The following is a 16,264-nucleotide window of genomic DNA, read 5'->3' as shown; positions in this document are numbered from 1 at the left end:
GGGCGCTGTCGACGGACGGCGCCCGCAACCCGGAACCGGTTGAAACGCCCGCGCCTTCATGGGAGCTTCGGGCGGGGCGCGCGCACGGCGTCCCGCAGACAGCGCCGTCCGACAGGATGACAGGAAGGACCGCAAATGACCCTCCGTTCCGAGACCGAATGCCTGATGTCGCGCCTCGGCGTCGCCGCCGACGCGCTGAGCGGCGGCAGCATGGCCTGCGTCTCGCCGCTCACCGGCGAGCGGATCGCCGACATCTCTCCGGCCAGCGTTGCGGATGCGGCCGCGGCCATCGCCGCCGCGAAGGCCGCTTTCCGCGACTGGCGGATGGTCCCGGCGCCCAGGCGGGGCGAGCTGGTGCGGCTCTTGGGCGAGGAGTTGCGCGCGGCCAAGGACGATCTCGGCCGGCTGGTCTCGGTCGAGGCCGGCAAGAGCCCGTCCGAGGGCGCGGGCGAGGTGCAGGAGATGATCGACATCTGCGATTTCGCGGTCGGCCTCTCGCGCCAGCTTTACGGGCTGACCATCGCGACCGAGCGCCCCGGCCACCGGATGATGGAGACCTGGCACCCGCTGGGCCCGGTCGGCGTGATCACCGCCTTCAACTTTCCAGTCGCGGTCTGGGCCTGGAACGCCGCGCTGGCGCTGGTCTGCGGCGATCCGGTGATCTGGAAACCCTCGGAAAAGACCCCGCTGACGGCGCTGGCCTGCGACGCGGTGCTTGGCCGGGCCCTGGCCCGGTTCGGCGCGCCCCCCGAGGCGTTGGTGCAGGTGCTGCCCGGCGGCCCCGAGCTGGGCAACGCGCTGGTCGAAAGCCCCGATGTGGCGCTGGTCTCGGCCACCGGCTCGACCCGGATGGGGCGGATCGTCGGCCCCAAGGTCGCCGCACGCTTCGGCCGCTCGATCCTGGAGCTGGGCGGAAACAATGCCGGCATCGTCTGCCCCTCGGCCGATACCGCGATGACGCTGCGCGCGGTCGCCTTCGGCGCGATGGGCACCGCCGGACAGCGCTGCACCACGATGCGCAGGCTGTTCGTGCATGACGACATCTACGACGCGCTGGTGCCGGGGCTGATCCGGGCCTATGCCTCGGTCAGCGTCGGCAACCCGCTGGAAACCGACGCGCTGGTCGGGCCGCTGATCGACGGCGCCGCCTATCGGGCGATGCAGGAGGCGCTGGAGGCGGCGCGCGCGGCGAGCGGCACCGTCCATGGCGGCACGCGCGAAGACATCGGCCCCGACAGCGCCTATTACGCCCGCCCCGCGCTGGTCGAAATGCCCGCCCAGACCGGTCCGGTGCTGGAAGAGACCTTCGCCCCCATCCTCTACGTGATGAGATACAGCGATTTCGACGCCGTGCTCGAGGCCCATAACGCGGTCGGCGCGGGGCTGTCCTCGTCGATCTTCACCACCGACCTGCGCGAGATGGAGCTGTTCCTGTCGGCACGCGGCTCGGATTGCGGCATCGCCAATGTCAATATCGGCACCTCGGGCGCCGAGATCGGCGGGGCCTTCGGTGGCGAGAAGGAGACCGGCGGCGGCCGCGAAAGCGGCTCGGACGCCTGGAAAAGCTACATGCGGCGCGCCACCAACACCATCAACTATTCGCGCGAGCTGCCACTGGCGCAGGGCGTCGTCTTCGACATCTGACCCGAAGCCGCAGCCCTGCGGGCTCAGCCGCGGTCGCGCGGGATGTGAACCACGACCGACATGCCCGGCGCCAGACGGTCCTGCCCCTCCTGGCCCGGATCGACCTCGATCCGCACCGGAAGCCGCTGGGCGATCTTGGTGAAATTGCCCGTCGCGGTCGAATTGCCGAGGATGCTGAATTCGGAGGCGGTGGCCGGAGACAGCAGCGCCACCTTGCCCGTGAACGGCTGGCCGCCCAGCGCATCGACCGCGAAGCGCACCTTCTGGCCGGAATGGAGCCCGGCGAGATCGGTCTCCTTGATATTGGCGATCACCCAGACCCGCGACGAGACCAGCGACACCAGCGCGGTGCCCGCGGTCACATACTGGCCGACCCGGACATTGACCTGGCCCAGACGTCCGTTCTGCGGCGCGCGGATGACGGTGTGTTCAAGCTCGATCTTGGCCAGCTCGACCGCCGCCAGCGCCGAGGTCACGCTGGCGCTCAGCGTATCGGTGCGGACCTTCGCGGTGGCCAGATCCTCGCGCGCGACGGCGACGTCGCTCAGCGCCTCGGTCAGCGCCGCCTCGGCCTGGCGCAGGCGCAGCTCGGCATCCTCGGCATCGGAGGCCGAAATCACCCCCTTCCGGCGCAGCCGGTCATGCCGGTCCCATTCCGCGCGGGCGGTATCGACCGCCGCCCGCGCGGCCTCGGCCGCGGCACGGCGCGACCCAAGCGTCGCGTCGGCGGAATTGATGTCCTGGTCATTGGCCTTCAACGCGGCGCGGGCGCTGTCGAGCTCGGCCTCGGCCCGGGCCACCGTCTGGCGCGCGATCCGGTCGTCGAGCCGGACCAGGATGTCGCCCGTGGAGACGGTCTGGAAATCCGTGACCCGGACCTCGGTCACATAGCCCGCGATCTGCGGCGACAGCGTCGCCACATTTCCCCTGACATAGGCGTTCTCGGTCCGGATCTCGGAGCCGCCGAACGGCGGCAGATGCCAGGCAAAAAGCACGACGACGACACCGAGCACCCCGATCAGAACGATCAGAACCGTGGGAACATGGTGTTTCAGAAGATGCATGTAGGGGTCCTTATCCGTCGGCCGGGACCCGGCGGGCCATCCGTGCCCGCAGCCAGTCCCGCGCAATATGCCCCAGAAGCGCGGCCAGGGCACACAGGGCCAGGGCCGAGATCAGGGCGAAAACATCATTATAGGCCGAAACGGTGGCCTGGCGTGCAGTGTCGGCCGCCAGCTGCGCAACCGCCTCGGCCTTGAGCCGGACCGGATCGGTCACCGTCGTCGAAAGCTGCGCTGCGATCCCGGCCAGCCGCTCCGCGACCAGCGGGTCGCCGGTCTGCAGCCCGGCGGCCAGCGCCTGCGAATGCGCCGTGGTCCGCACCGCCACGAAGGTCCTGAACAGCCCCGCGCCGACCGTGCCGCCGAGGATCTGGCTCGACAGGAACACGATGACGAAGCTCAGAAGGTATTGCGGTCCCTTGCTCAGCGCCTTGACCAGCCCCGCCGCCATCGCCGAGGGCAGGAACATCGCCGCGGCGAAGCCGACCATGGCCTGGCTTGCGATCATCAGGGTCGGGCTCACATCGGTATTGGCATGGGCATCCATCGCCGAGCCCAGCGCGATCAGAAGCAGCGCGGCGACATGGATCGCGGGCACCCTGTCCAGCTTCATCACCAGCGCGCAGGCGGCGCCACCGGCAAGCGTGGCCAGCGAGATCCCCCAGAACAGGGGCGCGATCTGCTCGGGCGCGAAGCCCAGGGTCCGAAACAGGCCGGGCGCCCCGGCGGTCTGTTCCGACAGGATGACGCGAAAGATCAGGAGCGCCGCGGTCAGGTGCAGCATCTCGGGCGTCGCCAGCCAGCGCACATCGAGTAGCGGCGCCGTCCGGTGCAACTCGATCACCAGCGCCAGGACCAGGCCTGCGATGGACAGCGCCAGCACCGGCCCCATCCAGGCCGCCGCGGTCCACCAGTAGATGTAGCCGGTGGTGAAGCAGGCCACGAGCCCGCCGAAGGAGGCGGCAATCAGCGAGAAGGAGATCAGGTCGAGCCCGCGGATCGAGCGGGTCCGCTCGCCATGCGGCAGCGGCAGCAGGAACACCAGGAACAGGCAGACCATCGCCATGCCGAGCTTGAGCAGGAGGATGTCGGTCCAGCCGCCATCGGTCAGGACGGTGGGGCTGATGGCGCGGGCCAGCGGCATGCCCAGCGCGATGAAGCTGAGCGCGAAGGGCAGGCCCACCGTCAGCTTCAGCCGCTGCGGCAGCGGTTCGAGCGCATAAAGGAAGGCCAGCGTCGCAAGCGGCGCGGCCGAGATCCCCGAGAGCAGCTCGACCAGAAGCGCCGAGCGCAGGTCGCGGGTCAGCAGGCTCAGCAGCGCCACCGCCGCGTAAAGCGCGATCGAGACCTCGGCGAAACGGCGCAGCCCGTACTGGCTGCGGATCTTGATCAGCATCAGCGGCAGCGAAGCACGCGGCGCCATGAAGGCGACCATCAGCCAGACGGTCTGGCTCTGGGTCGCCCCGAGCTCGCCCGCCAGCGTGGGGATATTGGCCGCGAGAAATCCCTGCCCCAGCGATTGCGACAGCGCGATGAACATCGAGGCCAGCATATAGGCGGCGGCCAGCGGCAGGGGCCGGGTCAGACCCGTCGGTTCGGCTTTGGGCGCCGGGGCGGGCGCGTCGGACGGCACTGCGGCTGCCATCACCGTTCCATCGCGGCGAGGTTGGCCTGGATCTTGCGGATCGTTGCCAGCGCCCGGTCCAGCTCGGCCGGGTCGATGCCGCGATAGACCTCGCGCCGAAGCTCATCGGTGAAGTCGACGACGGCCTCGGCCCGGGCCCGCGCCGCCGGGGTCAGATAAAGCCGGCGCACGCGCTTGTCCTCGGCCGAGGCGCGGCGCTCGATCAGGCCCGCCGCCTCGAGATTATCGAGGGTCCGGTTCATCGAGGGGGTCCGGATATCGAGCCGCTCGGCCAGGTCGACCTGGGTCAGCCCTTCGCAACTGGCGATGCTCATCAGCGCCTGGGCGCGGGCATAGGTCATGTCGATCGAGGTGGCACGGGCATCGAACCGCTTGCGGATCGCCCGCACCAGCCCGAACACTTCGGGCAGAAACGTCTTTTGCACGACATGCATCGCGGGACCGCTATTCCATTATCAGGGTAATGATTAGCCTGATAACATGTTCGGCGGCCACCGCAAGCGGGCGATGTTCACAAAAGCTCGATACCCGAGCGCCTCAGCCCGTCCCGCCCCGGCAGGCCAGGGCCGCCTCGCGCGCAAGCGTCGCGCGTTCGGCCGCGGCGAGCCGGTCCAGCGCCGCGGCCTCCGAGCCGGTCTCGGCCATCGCCCGGGTCCAGATCCGGGCGACCGAGGTCGCGCTCCAGGGCAACACCGCCCGCGCCACCCAGGCCCGGGCCGGGGCGGGCAGCCGGTCATGCGCGGCCATCGGACAGCTCCGGCGCCGTCGCCGCAGCCTGCTCGATGCGTTGCCGGTCACGCCGCTTCGCCCCATTGCGGAAACGGATCGGGCAGGCCCGACCAGAGCTCGGGGCAGAACCGGGTCTCGGGCACCAGGCAACGGTCGAGCATGGCCGAGATCCGGTCACGGTTCATGCTGCCCAGCGTGCCGATGAAGACCATCTCCTGGCGGCGGTCGCCGAATTCCCCGGCCACGCGCTCGGCCATCCGCTCGCGCGCCTCGGGCGGCCAATGTGCCTCGGGCACGGCGGCCCACCAGAGCCCCAGCCCGCGCACCTCGACCATGGAGCCCGCCATCGAGAACTCGCCCGCCCAATGCGGCCGGGTCGCGATCCAGAAATGCCCCTTGGCGCGGATCACGCCGGGCAGCGGGGTCTCGAAGAAACTGGCCAGCCGGGTCGGATCGAACGGCCGGTCGGCACGGTAGACGAAGCTGGTGATGCCGTATTCGGCATCTTCCGGCACATGGTCGGCAAAGCCGTAAAGCTCCTTCACCCAGGTCGGGTGGCGATGCGCGGCCTCGAAGCTGAAAAGCCCGGTATCGAGAATCCCGGAGGCGTCGACGCGACCGTAATCGGTCTCGACGATACGGGCATCGGCATTCAGCGCGCGCAAGATCTTGCGGGCGGCGGCAAGATCGGCCGGGGTGGCCTCGGACACCTTGTTCAGGACGATCACATCGGCGAATTCGATCTGGTCGGTCAGCAGATCGACCAGGCTGCGCTCATCTTCGGGGCCGAGTTCCTCGCCGCGATCGGCCAGGAAATCCCGGGATGAGAAGTCGCGCAGCAGGTTGGCGGCATCGACCACGGTGACCATGGTATCGAGGCGGGCGATATCCGACAGCGACCGGCCCTCTTCGTCGCGAAACTCGAAGGTCGCCGCGACCGGCAACGGCTCGGACACGCCGGTACTTTCGATCAGCAGGCTGTCGAACCGGCCCTCTTCCGCGAGCCGCCGCACCTCGACCAGAAGATCGTCGCGCAGCGTGCAGCAGATGCAGCCATTGGTCATTTCGACCAGACGCTCTTCGCCACGCTCAAGCGTGCTGCCGGCCCGAACCAGATCGGCGTCGATATTCACCTCGGACATGTCATTCACGATCACCGCCACCCGACGGCCCTCGCGGTTGCCCAGGACATGGTTGAGAACGGTCGTCTTTCCGGCCCCGAGAAAGCCGGAAAGAACGGTGACGGGAAGTCGGTCGGACATGGCGCACCTGTTATGTTATCTTATAACGTCATTTTTAAGATAACATCCACAGCAAGGCAAGAGCCCGACCGGCCCCTGCGTCACGAACCGTGCTGCGAGGCGATTTTTCGCGGAAAAATCGAAGCCGGGCTTCAGCCGTTGCTACGCGTGCCGAAAATCGCGCTGCCGACCCGAACATGGGTCGCGCCCAGCGCAACCGCCTGCTCGAAATCGTCGCTCATCCCCATCGAAAGCCCGGCCAGGCCGTTCCGCGCCGCGATCTTGGCCAACAGCGCAAAATGCAGGGAGGGCGTCTCTCCGACCGGCGGAATGCACATCAGCCCCCGGATAGGCAAATCCATCCCGCGGCATTCGGCGACGAAGGCATCCGTCTCCGCAGGCAGCACGCCGGCCTTCTGCGGCTCCTCGCCGGTATTCACCTGAATGAAGAGGTCCGGGCAGGCCCCGCCTTCCTGGGCATGATCGGCGAGCCGTCGCGCCAGCTTCGGCCGGTCGAGCGAATGAATCGCATCGAAGAGCTCCACCGCCTGGCGCGACTTGTTGCTTTGCAGCGGCCCGATCAGATGCAACTCGACCCCGTCGAAGCGGTCGCGGAAGCCGGGCCACTTGCCCGCCGCCTCCTGCACCTTGTTCTCGCCGAAAATGCGCTGCCCCTGTTCCAGCACCGCCTCGACCCGCGCCAGCGGCTGCACTTTCGACACCGCGACCAAGGTCACCGAGCCGGGCGCGCGCCCGGCCTCCTGCTCTGCCTTCGCCAGCCGCGCGCGAATATCCTCAAGCCCCATTCTCGCCTCCGATCGCATCACCCAACGCCTCGGTCAACTCTGCCAGCTCATCGGCATGCCGCTGCCAGGCCCGCATCGAGCTGGCATAGATCGGCTGGCGCACCTGCGCCAGGCTGAGCGTCGCCACCCGGCGCTCGGTCTTGTGAAAATTCAGACAGTTGTCCTGCCAGTCGAGACCGCAGGCCGCAACCAGCGCCCGGGCCTCGGCCTCCGGATCGGCAATCAGATCCTCATAGCGGATCTCGTGGAAGCCCCCGGGCAGCTTATCGCGCCAGAACGCGATCATCTCGAGGAACATCCGGTAGTAAAGCCCCAGATCGCGCAGATCGGTCGAATAGCGATGGGTGCCTTCGGCGAACATGTTCTTGTAGATCGAAAGACAGATGTCGCGCGGATCCCGATGCACCACCACGATCTTCGCCTGCGGCAGCGCCAGCCGCACCAGCCCGGCCATCATGTAGGTCTGGATCGACTTGTCGCTGACCAGGTCCGAGCCCGGAAACCGTTCGCGGAACATGGCCTCGATACGGCCGCCCAGCGCCGCGATCTCGGCATCGCCGACCCGCTCGAGCGACCGCAGCCCGCCCCCGGTCTCATGCAACAGCGCCAGCCCCTCGCCCGCGACATAGCCGATCTCGCCGCCGCCGGTGACGCGGGAATGGCTGGCCACGATCTGTTCGACCAGCGTGGTGCCCGAGCGCGGCATGCCGGTGACGAAGATCGGCGCGTAATCCGGGGCGCCCTCGATTTTTCGTACGGAAAAATCGGTGCCCTCGAAGGCCGCCATCACCGCGTCGATCTCGGCCCGGCGCTCGGAGATGTCATAGGGATGACGCGCGCGCATCAGGTCATTGGCCGGACGCAGATAGGTGAAGACCCGATCATGCGCCTTGATCTGCTCCATCGCACGCGACAGCGCAAAGCCCAGATGCATCCGGCTTTCGTCGCCCAGGGTCGGGTCGTCGAACAGCGCCTCCATCTCGGCCAGCAGCGGATCGTCCGGGGTCACCTTGTAGGTTGCCAGCATGGTCCGGTAATGCTCGCCATTCCGGGGCTCCAGCGCGATGGCCTGACGGAAATCGGCCTCGGCCGCGGCAAACTCGCCCAGGGTCTGAAGCAGCATGCCGCGCAGGCTGTAGGCCAGGGCGAAGCCCGGATCGGCGGCGATGGCCGCGTCAAAGCCTGCCCGCGCGGTCTCTGTCCTGCCCTGCTTCGCCTGCGCCTCGGCCAGACGGACGCGGATGATGGCGCGGTCATGCCCGGCCGCCAGCGCGCTCTCCAGGACCTCCTCCGCCGCCGCCGGATTTCCGGTCTCCATCAGGTGATGCGCCAGCGCCAGATACGCCTCGAGATAGCGCCCGTCCGCCGCCACCGCCCGGCGCAGCGCCGCCTCGGCCTCATCCTTCCGGCCAAGCTGCGCCAGCCCCTTGCCCAGCGCCAGCTGCCCGGGCGGATGCGCGGGCAGGCGCGCCAGCGCCGCCTCCAGATGCCGCACCCCCGCCGCGGTCTCGCCGGTCTCGCCGGTCTCGACCAGAAGCCGCCCGAGCCCGACGCGCAACTCGGCATAATCCGGGGCGAGCGCCAGCCCTGCCTCGAAGCTCGCACGCGCCTCGGCGGTCCGGCCGCGCTCGGTCCGGGCCGTGGCCAGAAGGTTGAAGGCCAGCGCCGAATCAGGATGCGCCCGGGTCAGGGCCAGCGCCTTCGCCTCGGCCGCCTCGGCGCGCCCGGCCCGAAGCTCGGCCACCACCGCCTCTGCCGCCTTCGGCGGTGCAGAGCCGAGCGGCGCGCGGCGCGCGCCCTTTGCCGGGGCCTTTTCGGGAGCAAGCCGCGCCTCGATCGCCGAGAGCAGGGCCGGGGGCAGCCCCGCCTTGCGCGCTGCCTTCAGAAAGCGGGTATTTCGAGGCCCATCGCCCAGCCGGGCCAGCGCCTCGGCCTCCATCTGCCAGATCGGGGCCTCTTGAGGCCGGGCCTTGCGCGCCGCTTCGAACCGGGCGGCGGCCTCCTCGACGGAGCCCCGACCCAGCGCGATCCGGCCCAGCTGGAACGCCGCCGCGGCAAGGCCGGGCTGGCCGTCGAGCAGGCTGCGATAGGCGGCCTCGGCGGCCTCGATCCGGCCCGCGCGCTGCAGGCGCTGCGCCGCGTCGAGCCGACGCCTCGTCTCGGTCTGGCTGAGCGGCAGCATGGTCTTGCTCCTTCCGGGTCGGTGTCGGGTCGGTATCGGATCGGGCGTAGCATGCCGCCACGGCCTTGTCGATTTCGCGCCGGGGGCGGGAGGGCGGGAAGCGCGACGCCCCCAAAATGAAAAGAGCGGACCCAAAGGCCCGCCCTTCCCAATTCCAAGTCCGGAAGGACTTAGAAGTTCATCACGACACCCAGCGAGTAGGTTTCGTAGTCGTTGTTGTCGACACCCGCGCCATTGATGTCCGAGTCGCTGTAACCGGCGACGACCGAGGCACCACCGCCCAGATCATAGGCCGCGGTCAGAGCCCAACCGTCGGCATCGGCACCGTCGGTGTCGAACTTGCCGTAGCTGGCGCCCAGCGACAGGGCGTTGACGCTGTAGCCCAGGCCGAGCGCGTAGTGATCGATGTCGTTGTCGTACCGACCCGACGGGACATCGGGATCGTAGTTCGAGTATTCGAAGCCAGCGGTGAAGCCGTTGTTGAAGTCGGCCGACACGGTCGCGGCGATGATGTCGACTTCGGTGCCCTGTTCCCAGGCGACGCCGTATGTTTTGATGTTGCCCGGAGCCCAACCACCAACGCCGGCTTCCAGGTATTGGTAGCCGAGGCCGAAGCCGAGGTTGGCACCGCCCATTTCGGTTTTGTAGCTGATGGCCAGGGCGTAACCGTTGTCGGCGTTGTTCTCGATGCGAGCACCGGTTGTTGGGTTAACCGCCTTGTCGTCGTTCAGCTCCATCGACGCCGAGAAGCCGAAATCGCCGAAGGCATAGTCATAGCGCAGGATCTGGTTGTCATAGGCGCCGTCACCATAAGAGCCCTGGAAACCGGCATGGACGGTTTCGTCATCGCCGATCGAGTACTGGCCGATGGCGTTGTTGACTTCGGTCAGCTGCTTGTCGACGGCGCCGTCGATTTCACCCAGGGTCAGGGTGCCGAAATCGCCCGAGATGAAGACCGCTTCGTTGTCGAGCGAGACGTTGCCGTTGGCATCCGGCTCGGCGTCGGTCGAGAAGTCGACCGAGATGCCGAAGGACAGGCCGCTGTCGGTCTGGCCCGAACCGACGACGGTCAGGGTGAAGTCGTTGTTGAACTCGGTGGTCGAGTCGTCGCCGTTGCCTTTGTAGGAGCTGACGCCGGGGACGTCTTTGCCGCCGCCGACGATACCCATTTCAGCGTTGCCCGAGAAGGTGATGTCAGCCGCAGCGAAGCCGGCCGAGGCAACCAGCGCAGTGGTCGCGAAGAGAACCTTTTTCATGGTTTTCCCTCATTCGTTTCTAGATGCACCTCAGACCGGAGCCCCGAACTGAGTATGATGGTGGTGTCGCTCCTCGCCCCCCGAATTGCAAGAAACACGACCCGGCCCCGCGAAGGCTCCGCCCGATTGATGCAGCGATGCCACACAGCGCGGCTGCCGGGGCCGGAGGCTCGCGCGCGAGTCTCAAAGGAGCGCGGGCAAAGGGAAAAACCTTGTCGGCTTTCCATGCCTCCGGTAAAGACCCGGAAAGGACCGAAGGGGATAATGCGCATGACCATTTCGAGCTTTTCGCGCGTGGCGCTGATCGCCGTGACAACGGCCGGTCTTTCGGGCTGCGGCGGCGGCTGGTTCGGCGGCGGCTCGGACCCGGACGCGCGGCAGGCCAATCTGGACGCGCAGTACCAGAACACGCCGATGGCCGAGATGCAGCGGGAACGCCGGTCGACCTCGACCGTCTGGGACCTGTTCAACGGCGACGACCCCAATGTGAAGGTCGAGGTCAACAAGTATCTCTGGCAGGCCTCGCTGGAAGTGCTGAACTTCCTGCCGGTCCGCTCGGTCGATCCGTTCACCGGCGTCATCGTCACCGATTACGGCACACCTCCGGGCGGCGGCCGCGCCTATCGCGCCACCGTCTATGTACAGGACCCCGCGCTTGACGCGCGCTCGCTCAAGGTGTCGCTGCAATCGAAGGGCGGCCCGGTCAGCCAGGAGACGGTGCGCGCCGTCGAGGATGCGATCCTGACCCGCGCCCGCCAGATCCGGGTCCGCGACAGCAGGCTCTGACCCTATCATCCCCGGCGTGACGGCGCGGCGCAGGCGACACTGGACGCCCTGCGCCCGGGCGACTATTGACATCGCCGTGCCCCGAAACGACCGCCCCGAACGAAGGACCGCAAGACATGGCGCGCTACACCCCGGCAGAGATCGAGCCGAAATGGCAATCCGCATGGGAGGAGGGCGGCACCTTCACCGCCACCCGCGACGCGGCCCGGCCGAAATATTACGTGCTCGAGATGTTCCCCTACCCGTCGGGGCGCATCCATATGGGCCATGTGCGCAACTACACCATGGGCGACGTGGTGGCGCGCTACAAGATGTCCTGCGGCTTCAGCGTGCTGCATCCGATGGGCTGGGACGCCTTCGGGATGCCCGCCGAGAACGCGGCGATGGAACGCGGCGGCCATCCGAAGGACTGGACCTACGGCAACATCGCCGACATGCGCGCGCAGATGAAGCCGCTGGGCCTGTCGATCGACTGGTCGCGCGAATTCGCCACCTGCGACCCCGAATATTATGGCCAGCAGCAGGCGATGTTCATCGACATGCTGGGCGCGGGACTAGTCTATCGCAAGAATGCCACCGTGAACTGGGACCCGGTCGACATGACCGTGCTGGCCAATGAGCAGGTGATCGAGGGCAAGGGCTGGCGCTCGGGCGCAGCGGTCGAGCGGCGCGAGCTGACCCAGTGGTTCTTCAAGATCTCGGATTTCGCCGAGGAGCTGCTCGAGGCGCTGGACGGGCTCGACAACTGGCCCGAGAAGGTCAAGCTGATGCAGCGCAACTGGATCGGCAAGAGCCGCGGGCTGCAGATGGCCTTCGATCTGGTGGACGCGCCCGAGGGATTCGACCGGCTCGAGGTCTACACCACCCGGCCCGACACGCTGTTGGGGGCAAGCTTTCTGGGCATCTCGCCCGACCATCCGCTGGCGAAGGCGCTTGAGGCGGACAACCCCGAGATGGCCGCCTTCTGCGCTGAGTGCCGCCGCACCGGCACCAGCGAGGAAGACCTTGAAAAGGCCGAGAAGAAGGGCTTTGCCACTGGGCTGACGGTGCGCCATCCCTTTGACGAAACATGGGAACTGCCGGTCTACATCGCCAATTTCATCCTGATGGATTACGGCACCGGCGCGATCTTCGGCTGCCCGGCCCATGACCAGCGCGACCTCGATTTCGCGCGGAAATACGGGCTTCCGGTGATCGACACCTTCGAGGCTCTGGATGGCGGCGCCCCGGTCGGGACCGAGGCCTTCACCCCGCCGAAATCCGAGAAGGTGCGCTGGCTGAAGGCCTATGGCTGGGACGAGACCGCCACCGGCGACGAGGCCGTTGACGCCGCCATCGCGCATTGCGAGGCGAAGGGCGTGGGCCAGGGCGTGACCAAGTTCCGCCTGCGCGACTGGGGGCTGTCGCGGCAACGCTACTGGGGCTGCCCGATCCCGGTGGTGCATTGTCCCGATTGCGGCGTGGTGCCCGAGAAGAAGGAAAACCTGCCGGTCCGCCTGCCCGATGACGTGACCTTCGACCAGCCCGGCAACCCGCTGGACCGCCACCCGACCTGGCGCGACTGTGCCTGCCCCAGCTGCGGCAAGCCGGCCAAGCGCGAAACCGACACGATGGACACCTTCGTCGATTCGTCCTGGTATTACGCGCGCTTCACCGCGCCGCATGCGGCGACGCCGACCCAGATGGCCGATGCCGAATACTGGATGAATGTCGACCAGTATATCGGCGGGATCGAGCATGCGATCCTGCACCTGCTCTATTCGCGCTTCTTCGCCCGGGCGATGCAGATCACCGGCCATCTGCCCGAAAAGGCGATCGAGCCCTTCGACGCGCTGTTCACCCAGGGCATGGTCACGCATGAGATCTACATGACCCGCGATGCCAGGGGCCGGCCGGTCTATCACCTGCCCGAAGAGGTCGAGAACGGCACGCTGAAGGCCACCGGCGAGGCGGTCGAGATCGTGCCTTCGGCCAAGATGTCGAAATCGAAAAAGAACGTGGTCGACCCGGTCAACATCATCCAGGCCTTCGGTGCCGATACCGCGCGCTGGTTCGTGCTGTCCGACAGCCCGCCCGAACGCGATGTCGAATGGACGGCGGCGGGCGCCGAGGCGGCGTTCCGGCATCTGGGCCGGGTCTGGCGCATTGCCGAAGCCATTGCCGAAGAGATGAATGGCGGCGGGATCGCGGCTTACGAGGAAGAGGCTCCGGCCGAAGCGGCGCGGTCAGCGAACGGTCCGGGCGCGGCCGAAAGGGGGGGAGACGACCTGGCCCTCCGCCGCGCCCTGCATAAAACCATCCACGATGTGACAATGGGTATCGAGAGCTTCGGCTTCAATAGCTCGGTGGCAAAACTTTACGCATTCACCAATACCCTCGCGAAATCCAGTGCCAGCCTTGCCGCGCGGCGAGACGCCGCGATGGCGATGGCGCAGCTGATGGCGCCGATGACGCCCCACCTCGCCGAGGAGATCTGGGAGATGCTGGGCGGCGACGGGCTGGTGGCCGACATCCCCTGGCCCGAGGCCGATCCGGCGATGCTGGTCGAGGACAGCGTGACGCTGCCGATCCAGATCAACGGCAAGCGCCGGTCCGAGCTCCGGGTCGCCAAGGACCTGCCCAAGGAAGAGGTTGAAAAGCTGGTTCTGGCCGACGATGCTGTGGTCAAGGCGCTGGAGGGCGGCGCCCCGAAGAAGCTGATCGTCGTACCGGGCCGCATCGTCAATGTCGTCATCTGACCGCCGTACCTTCCTCGTTTCGGGGCTGAGCGCAGCCGGGCTGTCGCTGGCGGGCTGCGGCTTCCGCCCGGCCTACGGACCCGGCGGCACGGCCGAGGGGCTGCGCGGCCGGATCGCGGTCGACGCCCCCGACAGCATCGACGACTTCACCCTGGTCGAGCAGCTCGAAACCCGGCTCGGCCGCGCCTCGGCGCCGCGCTGGCGGCTGTCCTACCGGGTCGCGACCGAGAGCGAAGGGCTCGGCGTCACCGCCGAGCAGGACACCACGCGCTACAACATCACCGGGCGCGCCGCCTTCCAGCTGCGCGACATCGACAGCGGCAGCGTGGTGCAGTCGGGCGAGGTCGACTCCTTCACCGCCTATTCCGCCACCGGCAGCACGGTCGCGACCCGTACCGCCGAGCGGGACGCCTATCGCCGGCTGATGGTGATTCTGGCCGACGAGATGGTGACGCGGCTTCTTGCCGGCTCCGGCGCCTGGGCGAAATGAAGCTCTCTCCGCGCGATGCCGCGGGATATTTCGCCCGCCCCGATCCCGACCGCCCCGGGCTTCTGATCTACGGCAATGACGCGATGCGGGTGGCGCTCAAGCGCCAGCAGGTCATCGCCGCGCTCTTGGGGCCGAATGCCGAGGAAGAGATGCGGCTGACCCGGCTGTCGGCCGCCGACCTGCGCGCCGACCCGACGGCCCTGACCGACGCGGTCAAGGCGCGCGGCTTCTTTCCCGGCCCCCGCGTGGTCTTTCTCGAAGACGCGACCGACGCGCTTTCCGACAAGATCCTCGGGGCGCTGGCCGACTGGCAGAAGGGCGACGCGCAGATCGTGCTGACCGCGCGCCAGCTGCCGCCGAAATCGGCGCTGAGAAAGGCGTTCGAGGCCCATCCCGAGGCCTATGCCGTCGGCATCTACGACGACCCGCCCGGCCGGCCCGAGATCGAATCGATGCTGACGCAGGCCGGGCTCGGCCAGGCCGACCGTGCCGCGATGGGCACACTGCTCGACCTGTCGACCGCGCTCGACCCCGGCGATTTCCGCCAGACCGTCGAGAAGATCGCGCTTTACAAGCTGGACGATCCCGCGCCGCTGAGCCCCGAGGACATCCTGGCCTGCGCCCCCCGCTCGACCGAAGCCGAGGCCGATGCGCTGATCCATGCGGTGGCCGAGGCGAAAACCGTCGAGATCGGCCCGCTGATGCAGCGGCTGCAGGCGCAGGGAATGACGCCGGTGACGCTCTGCATCGCCGCGACCCGGCATTTCCGCCAGTTGCACGCCGCCGCCGCCGATCCCGACGGTGCCGCCTCGGGCATCAACCGGCTGCGCCCGCCGGTGCATTTCAAGGCCCGCGACCGGATGGCGCGGCAGGCCCAGGTCTGGGGCATGCACCGGCTGGAACAGGCGCTGGGGCTGCTGCTCGACACCGACCTGAAGCTGCGCTCGGCGCAGCGCGCGCCGCAGATGGCCCTGGTCGAACGCAGCTTCATCCGGCTCGCGGTGATGGCATCGCGCCGCACCTGATCCCCCGCACTTGACCGCGCAGCCATTTGCTGGAACCCCTGAGGCACGTATCTGGGGGGATATGCGATGTACCGGGTCATCGGCAGCGGCAACAGCCGTGCACGGCGGGTTCTGTGGATGCTGGAAGAGCTTGGGCTCGGCTACGACCACGTCCCGGCGCTGCCGCAGACCGGGGATGTGGTGGCGATCAATCCCGGCGGCAAGGTGCCGGTGCTGATCGCCGATGGTGTGCCCATTCCCGATTCGACCGCCATCCTGACCTTTCTGGCCGACCGCCATGACCGGTTCAGCCATCCCGCCGGCACCATCGAACGCGCGTTGCAGGACAGCATGACCCAGTTTCTGCTGGACGAATTCGACTCGGCCCTGTGGATGGCCGCGCGCCACAGTTTCGTGCTGCCCGAAGAGCTGCGCCAGTCGGCGATCAAGGACAGCCTGAAATGGGAGTTCATCCGCAGCCAGGAGGCGCTGGTCGGGCGGATGGGAACCGGCCCCTTCCTGATGGGCGCCGAGATGACGGTGCCCGACATCATCCTGACCCATTGCGGCGACTGGGCGGAAACCGCGCATTTCCCGGTCTCGCAGCCACGGCTGGCCGCGTATCTGGAGCGGATGCGCGCCCGCCCCGCCTACCGGCGCGCCCAGGCGGCCTGAACGCCGG

General features: G+C 68.0%; 14 protein-coding genes. 6 read left to right on the top strand and 8 right to left on the bottom strand.

Features of this window, described 5'->3' with window-relative positions; translation table 11 throughout:
* Window positions 1-135: 135 nt before the first annotated feature.
* The gene (amaB, locus tag A6W98_RS05110; protein ID WP_042458685.1) at window positions 136-1,644 is read left to right on the top strand and encodes an L-piperidine-6-carboxylate dehydrogenase; all 1,509 of its coding nucleotides are present in this window, start codon (window positions 136-138) and stop codon (window positions 1,642-1,644) included.
* Between the two features lie 23 nt (window positions 1,645-1,667).
* Here amaB and A6W98_RS05105 read toward each other — a convergent pair whose 3' ends face one another.
* The 8 genes from A6W98_RS05105 to A6W98_RS05070 form a co-directional block, all read right to left on the bottom strand.
* On the bottom strand, window positions 1,668-2,708 hold the full coding sequence (locus A6W98_RS05105) for an HlyD family secretion protein (protein ID WP_042458682.1): 1,041 nt from the start codon (window positions 2,706-2,708) through the stop codon (window positions 1,668-1,670).
* Window positions 2,709-2,718: 10 nt separating this feature from the next.
* Window positions 2,719-4,350: an MFS transporter gene (locus A6W98_RS05100; protein ID WP_042458679.1), complete on the bottom strand. Its 1,632-nt coding sequence runs from the start codon at window positions 4,348-4,350 to the stop codon at window positions 2,719-2,721.
* A complete protein-coding gene (locus A6W98_RS05095; protein WP_168161814.1) occupies window positions 4,350-4,775 on the bottom strand; it encodes a MarR family winged helix-turn-helix transcriptional regulator in 426 nt (141 codons plus the stop codon). Before A6W98_RS05095 ends, A6W98_RS05100 begins: the two co-directional genes overlap by 1 nt.
* 112 nt (window positions 4,776-4,887) lie before the next feature.
* Window positions 4,888-5,163 carry a DUF6525 family protein gene (locus A6W98_RS05090; protein WP_072071653.1) on the bottom strand — a complete coding sequence of 92 codons (276 nt, stop codon included), beginning with the start codon at window positions 5,161-5,163 and terminating at the stop codon, window positions 4,888-4,890.
* Window positions 5,145-6,341 (bottom strand): GTP-binding protein, encoded by a 1,197-nt coding sequence (locus tag A6W98_RS05085; RefSeq protein WP_042458669.1) that lies wholly within the window; start codon window positions 6,339-6,341, stop codon window positions 5,145-5,147. The genes A6W98_RS05090 and A6W98_RS05085 overlap by 19 nt, the downstream gene beginning before the upstream one ends.
* A gap of 131 nt (window positions 6,342-6,472) precedes the next feature.
* Complete coding sequence (locus A6W98_RS05080; RefSeq protein WP_042458665.1) at window positions 6,473-7,126, bottom strand: YggS family pyridoxal phosphate-dependent enzyme; 654 nt, start codon at window positions 7,124-7,126, stop codon at window positions 6,473-6,475.
* Window positions 7,116-9,308, bottom strand: a complete 2,193-nt coding sequence (locus A6W98_RS05075; RefSeq protein WP_042458662.1) for a tetratricopeptide repeat-containing sulfotransferase family protein — start codon at window positions 9,306-9,308, stop codon at window positions 7,116-7,118. Before A6W98_RS05075 ends, A6W98_RS05080 begins: the two co-directional genes overlap by 11 nt.
* A gap of 170 nt (window positions 9,309-9,478) precedes the next feature.
* Window positions 9,479-10,564 (bottom strand): porin, encoded by a 1,086-nt coding sequence (locus tag A6W98_RS05070; protein WP_042458660.1) that lies wholly within the window; start codon window positions 10,562-10,564, stop codon window positions 9,479-9,481.
* Window positions 10,565-10,834: 270 nt separating this feature from the next.
* Between A6W98_RS05070 and A6W98_RS05065 the strand changes: the two genes are divergently transcribed.
* The 5 genes from A6W98_RS05065 to A6W98_RS05045 all read left to right on the top strand — a co-directional run bounded on the left by A6W98_RS05065 (window position 10,835) and on the right by A6W98_RS05045 (window position 16,257).
* The gene (locus A6W98_RS05065; protein ID WP_042464578.1) at window positions 10,835-11,350 is read left to right on the top strand and encodes a DUF3576 domain-containing protein; all 516 of its coding nucleotides are present in this window, start codon (window positions 10,835-10,837) and stop codon (window positions 11,348-11,350) included.
* Between the two features lie 116 nt (window positions 11,351-11,466).
* Entirely contained in the window at window positions 11,467-14,088 is a 2,622-nt protein-coding gene (gene leuS, locus A6W98_RS05060; RefSeq protein WP_042458658.1) for a leucine--tRNA ligase, read from the top strand.
* Window positions 14,075-14,578, top strand: a complete 504-nt coding sequence (lptE, locus tag A6W98_RS05055; protein WP_042458656.1) for an LPS assembly lipoprotein LptE — start codon at window positions 14,075-14,077, stop codon at window positions 14,576-14,578. Before leuS ends, lptE begins: the two co-directional genes overlap by 14 nt.
* On the top strand, window positions 14,575-15,603 hold the full coding sequence (gene holA, locus A6W98_RS05050) for a DNA polymerase III subunit delta (RefSeq protein WP_042458653.1): 1,029 nt from the start codon (window positions 14,575-14,577) through the stop codon (window positions 15,601-15,603). Before lptE ends, holA begins: the two co-directional genes overlap by 4 nt.
* A gap of 66 nt (window positions 15,604-15,669) precedes the next feature.
* Window positions 15,670-16,257, top strand: coding sequence for a glutathione S-transferase family protein (locus tag A6W98_RS05045; protein ID WP_042458650.1), 588 nt, complete (start codon window positions 15,670-15,672; stop codon window positions 16,255-16,257).
* The last annotated feature ends 7 nt before the right edge of the window (window positions 16,258-16,264 follow it).

Origin of the sequence: Rhodovulum sulfidophilum DSM 1374, assembly GCF_001633165.1 — a bacterium.
In the GTDB taxonomy this organism is placed as follows: domain Bacteria; phylum Pseudomonadota; class Alphaproteobacteria; order Rhodobacterales; family Rhodobacteraceae; genus Rhodovulum; species Rhodovulum sulfidophilum.
Note: the sequence above shows the minus strand (reverse complement) of the source record. Positions and strands in the feature narration are given on the sequence as shown.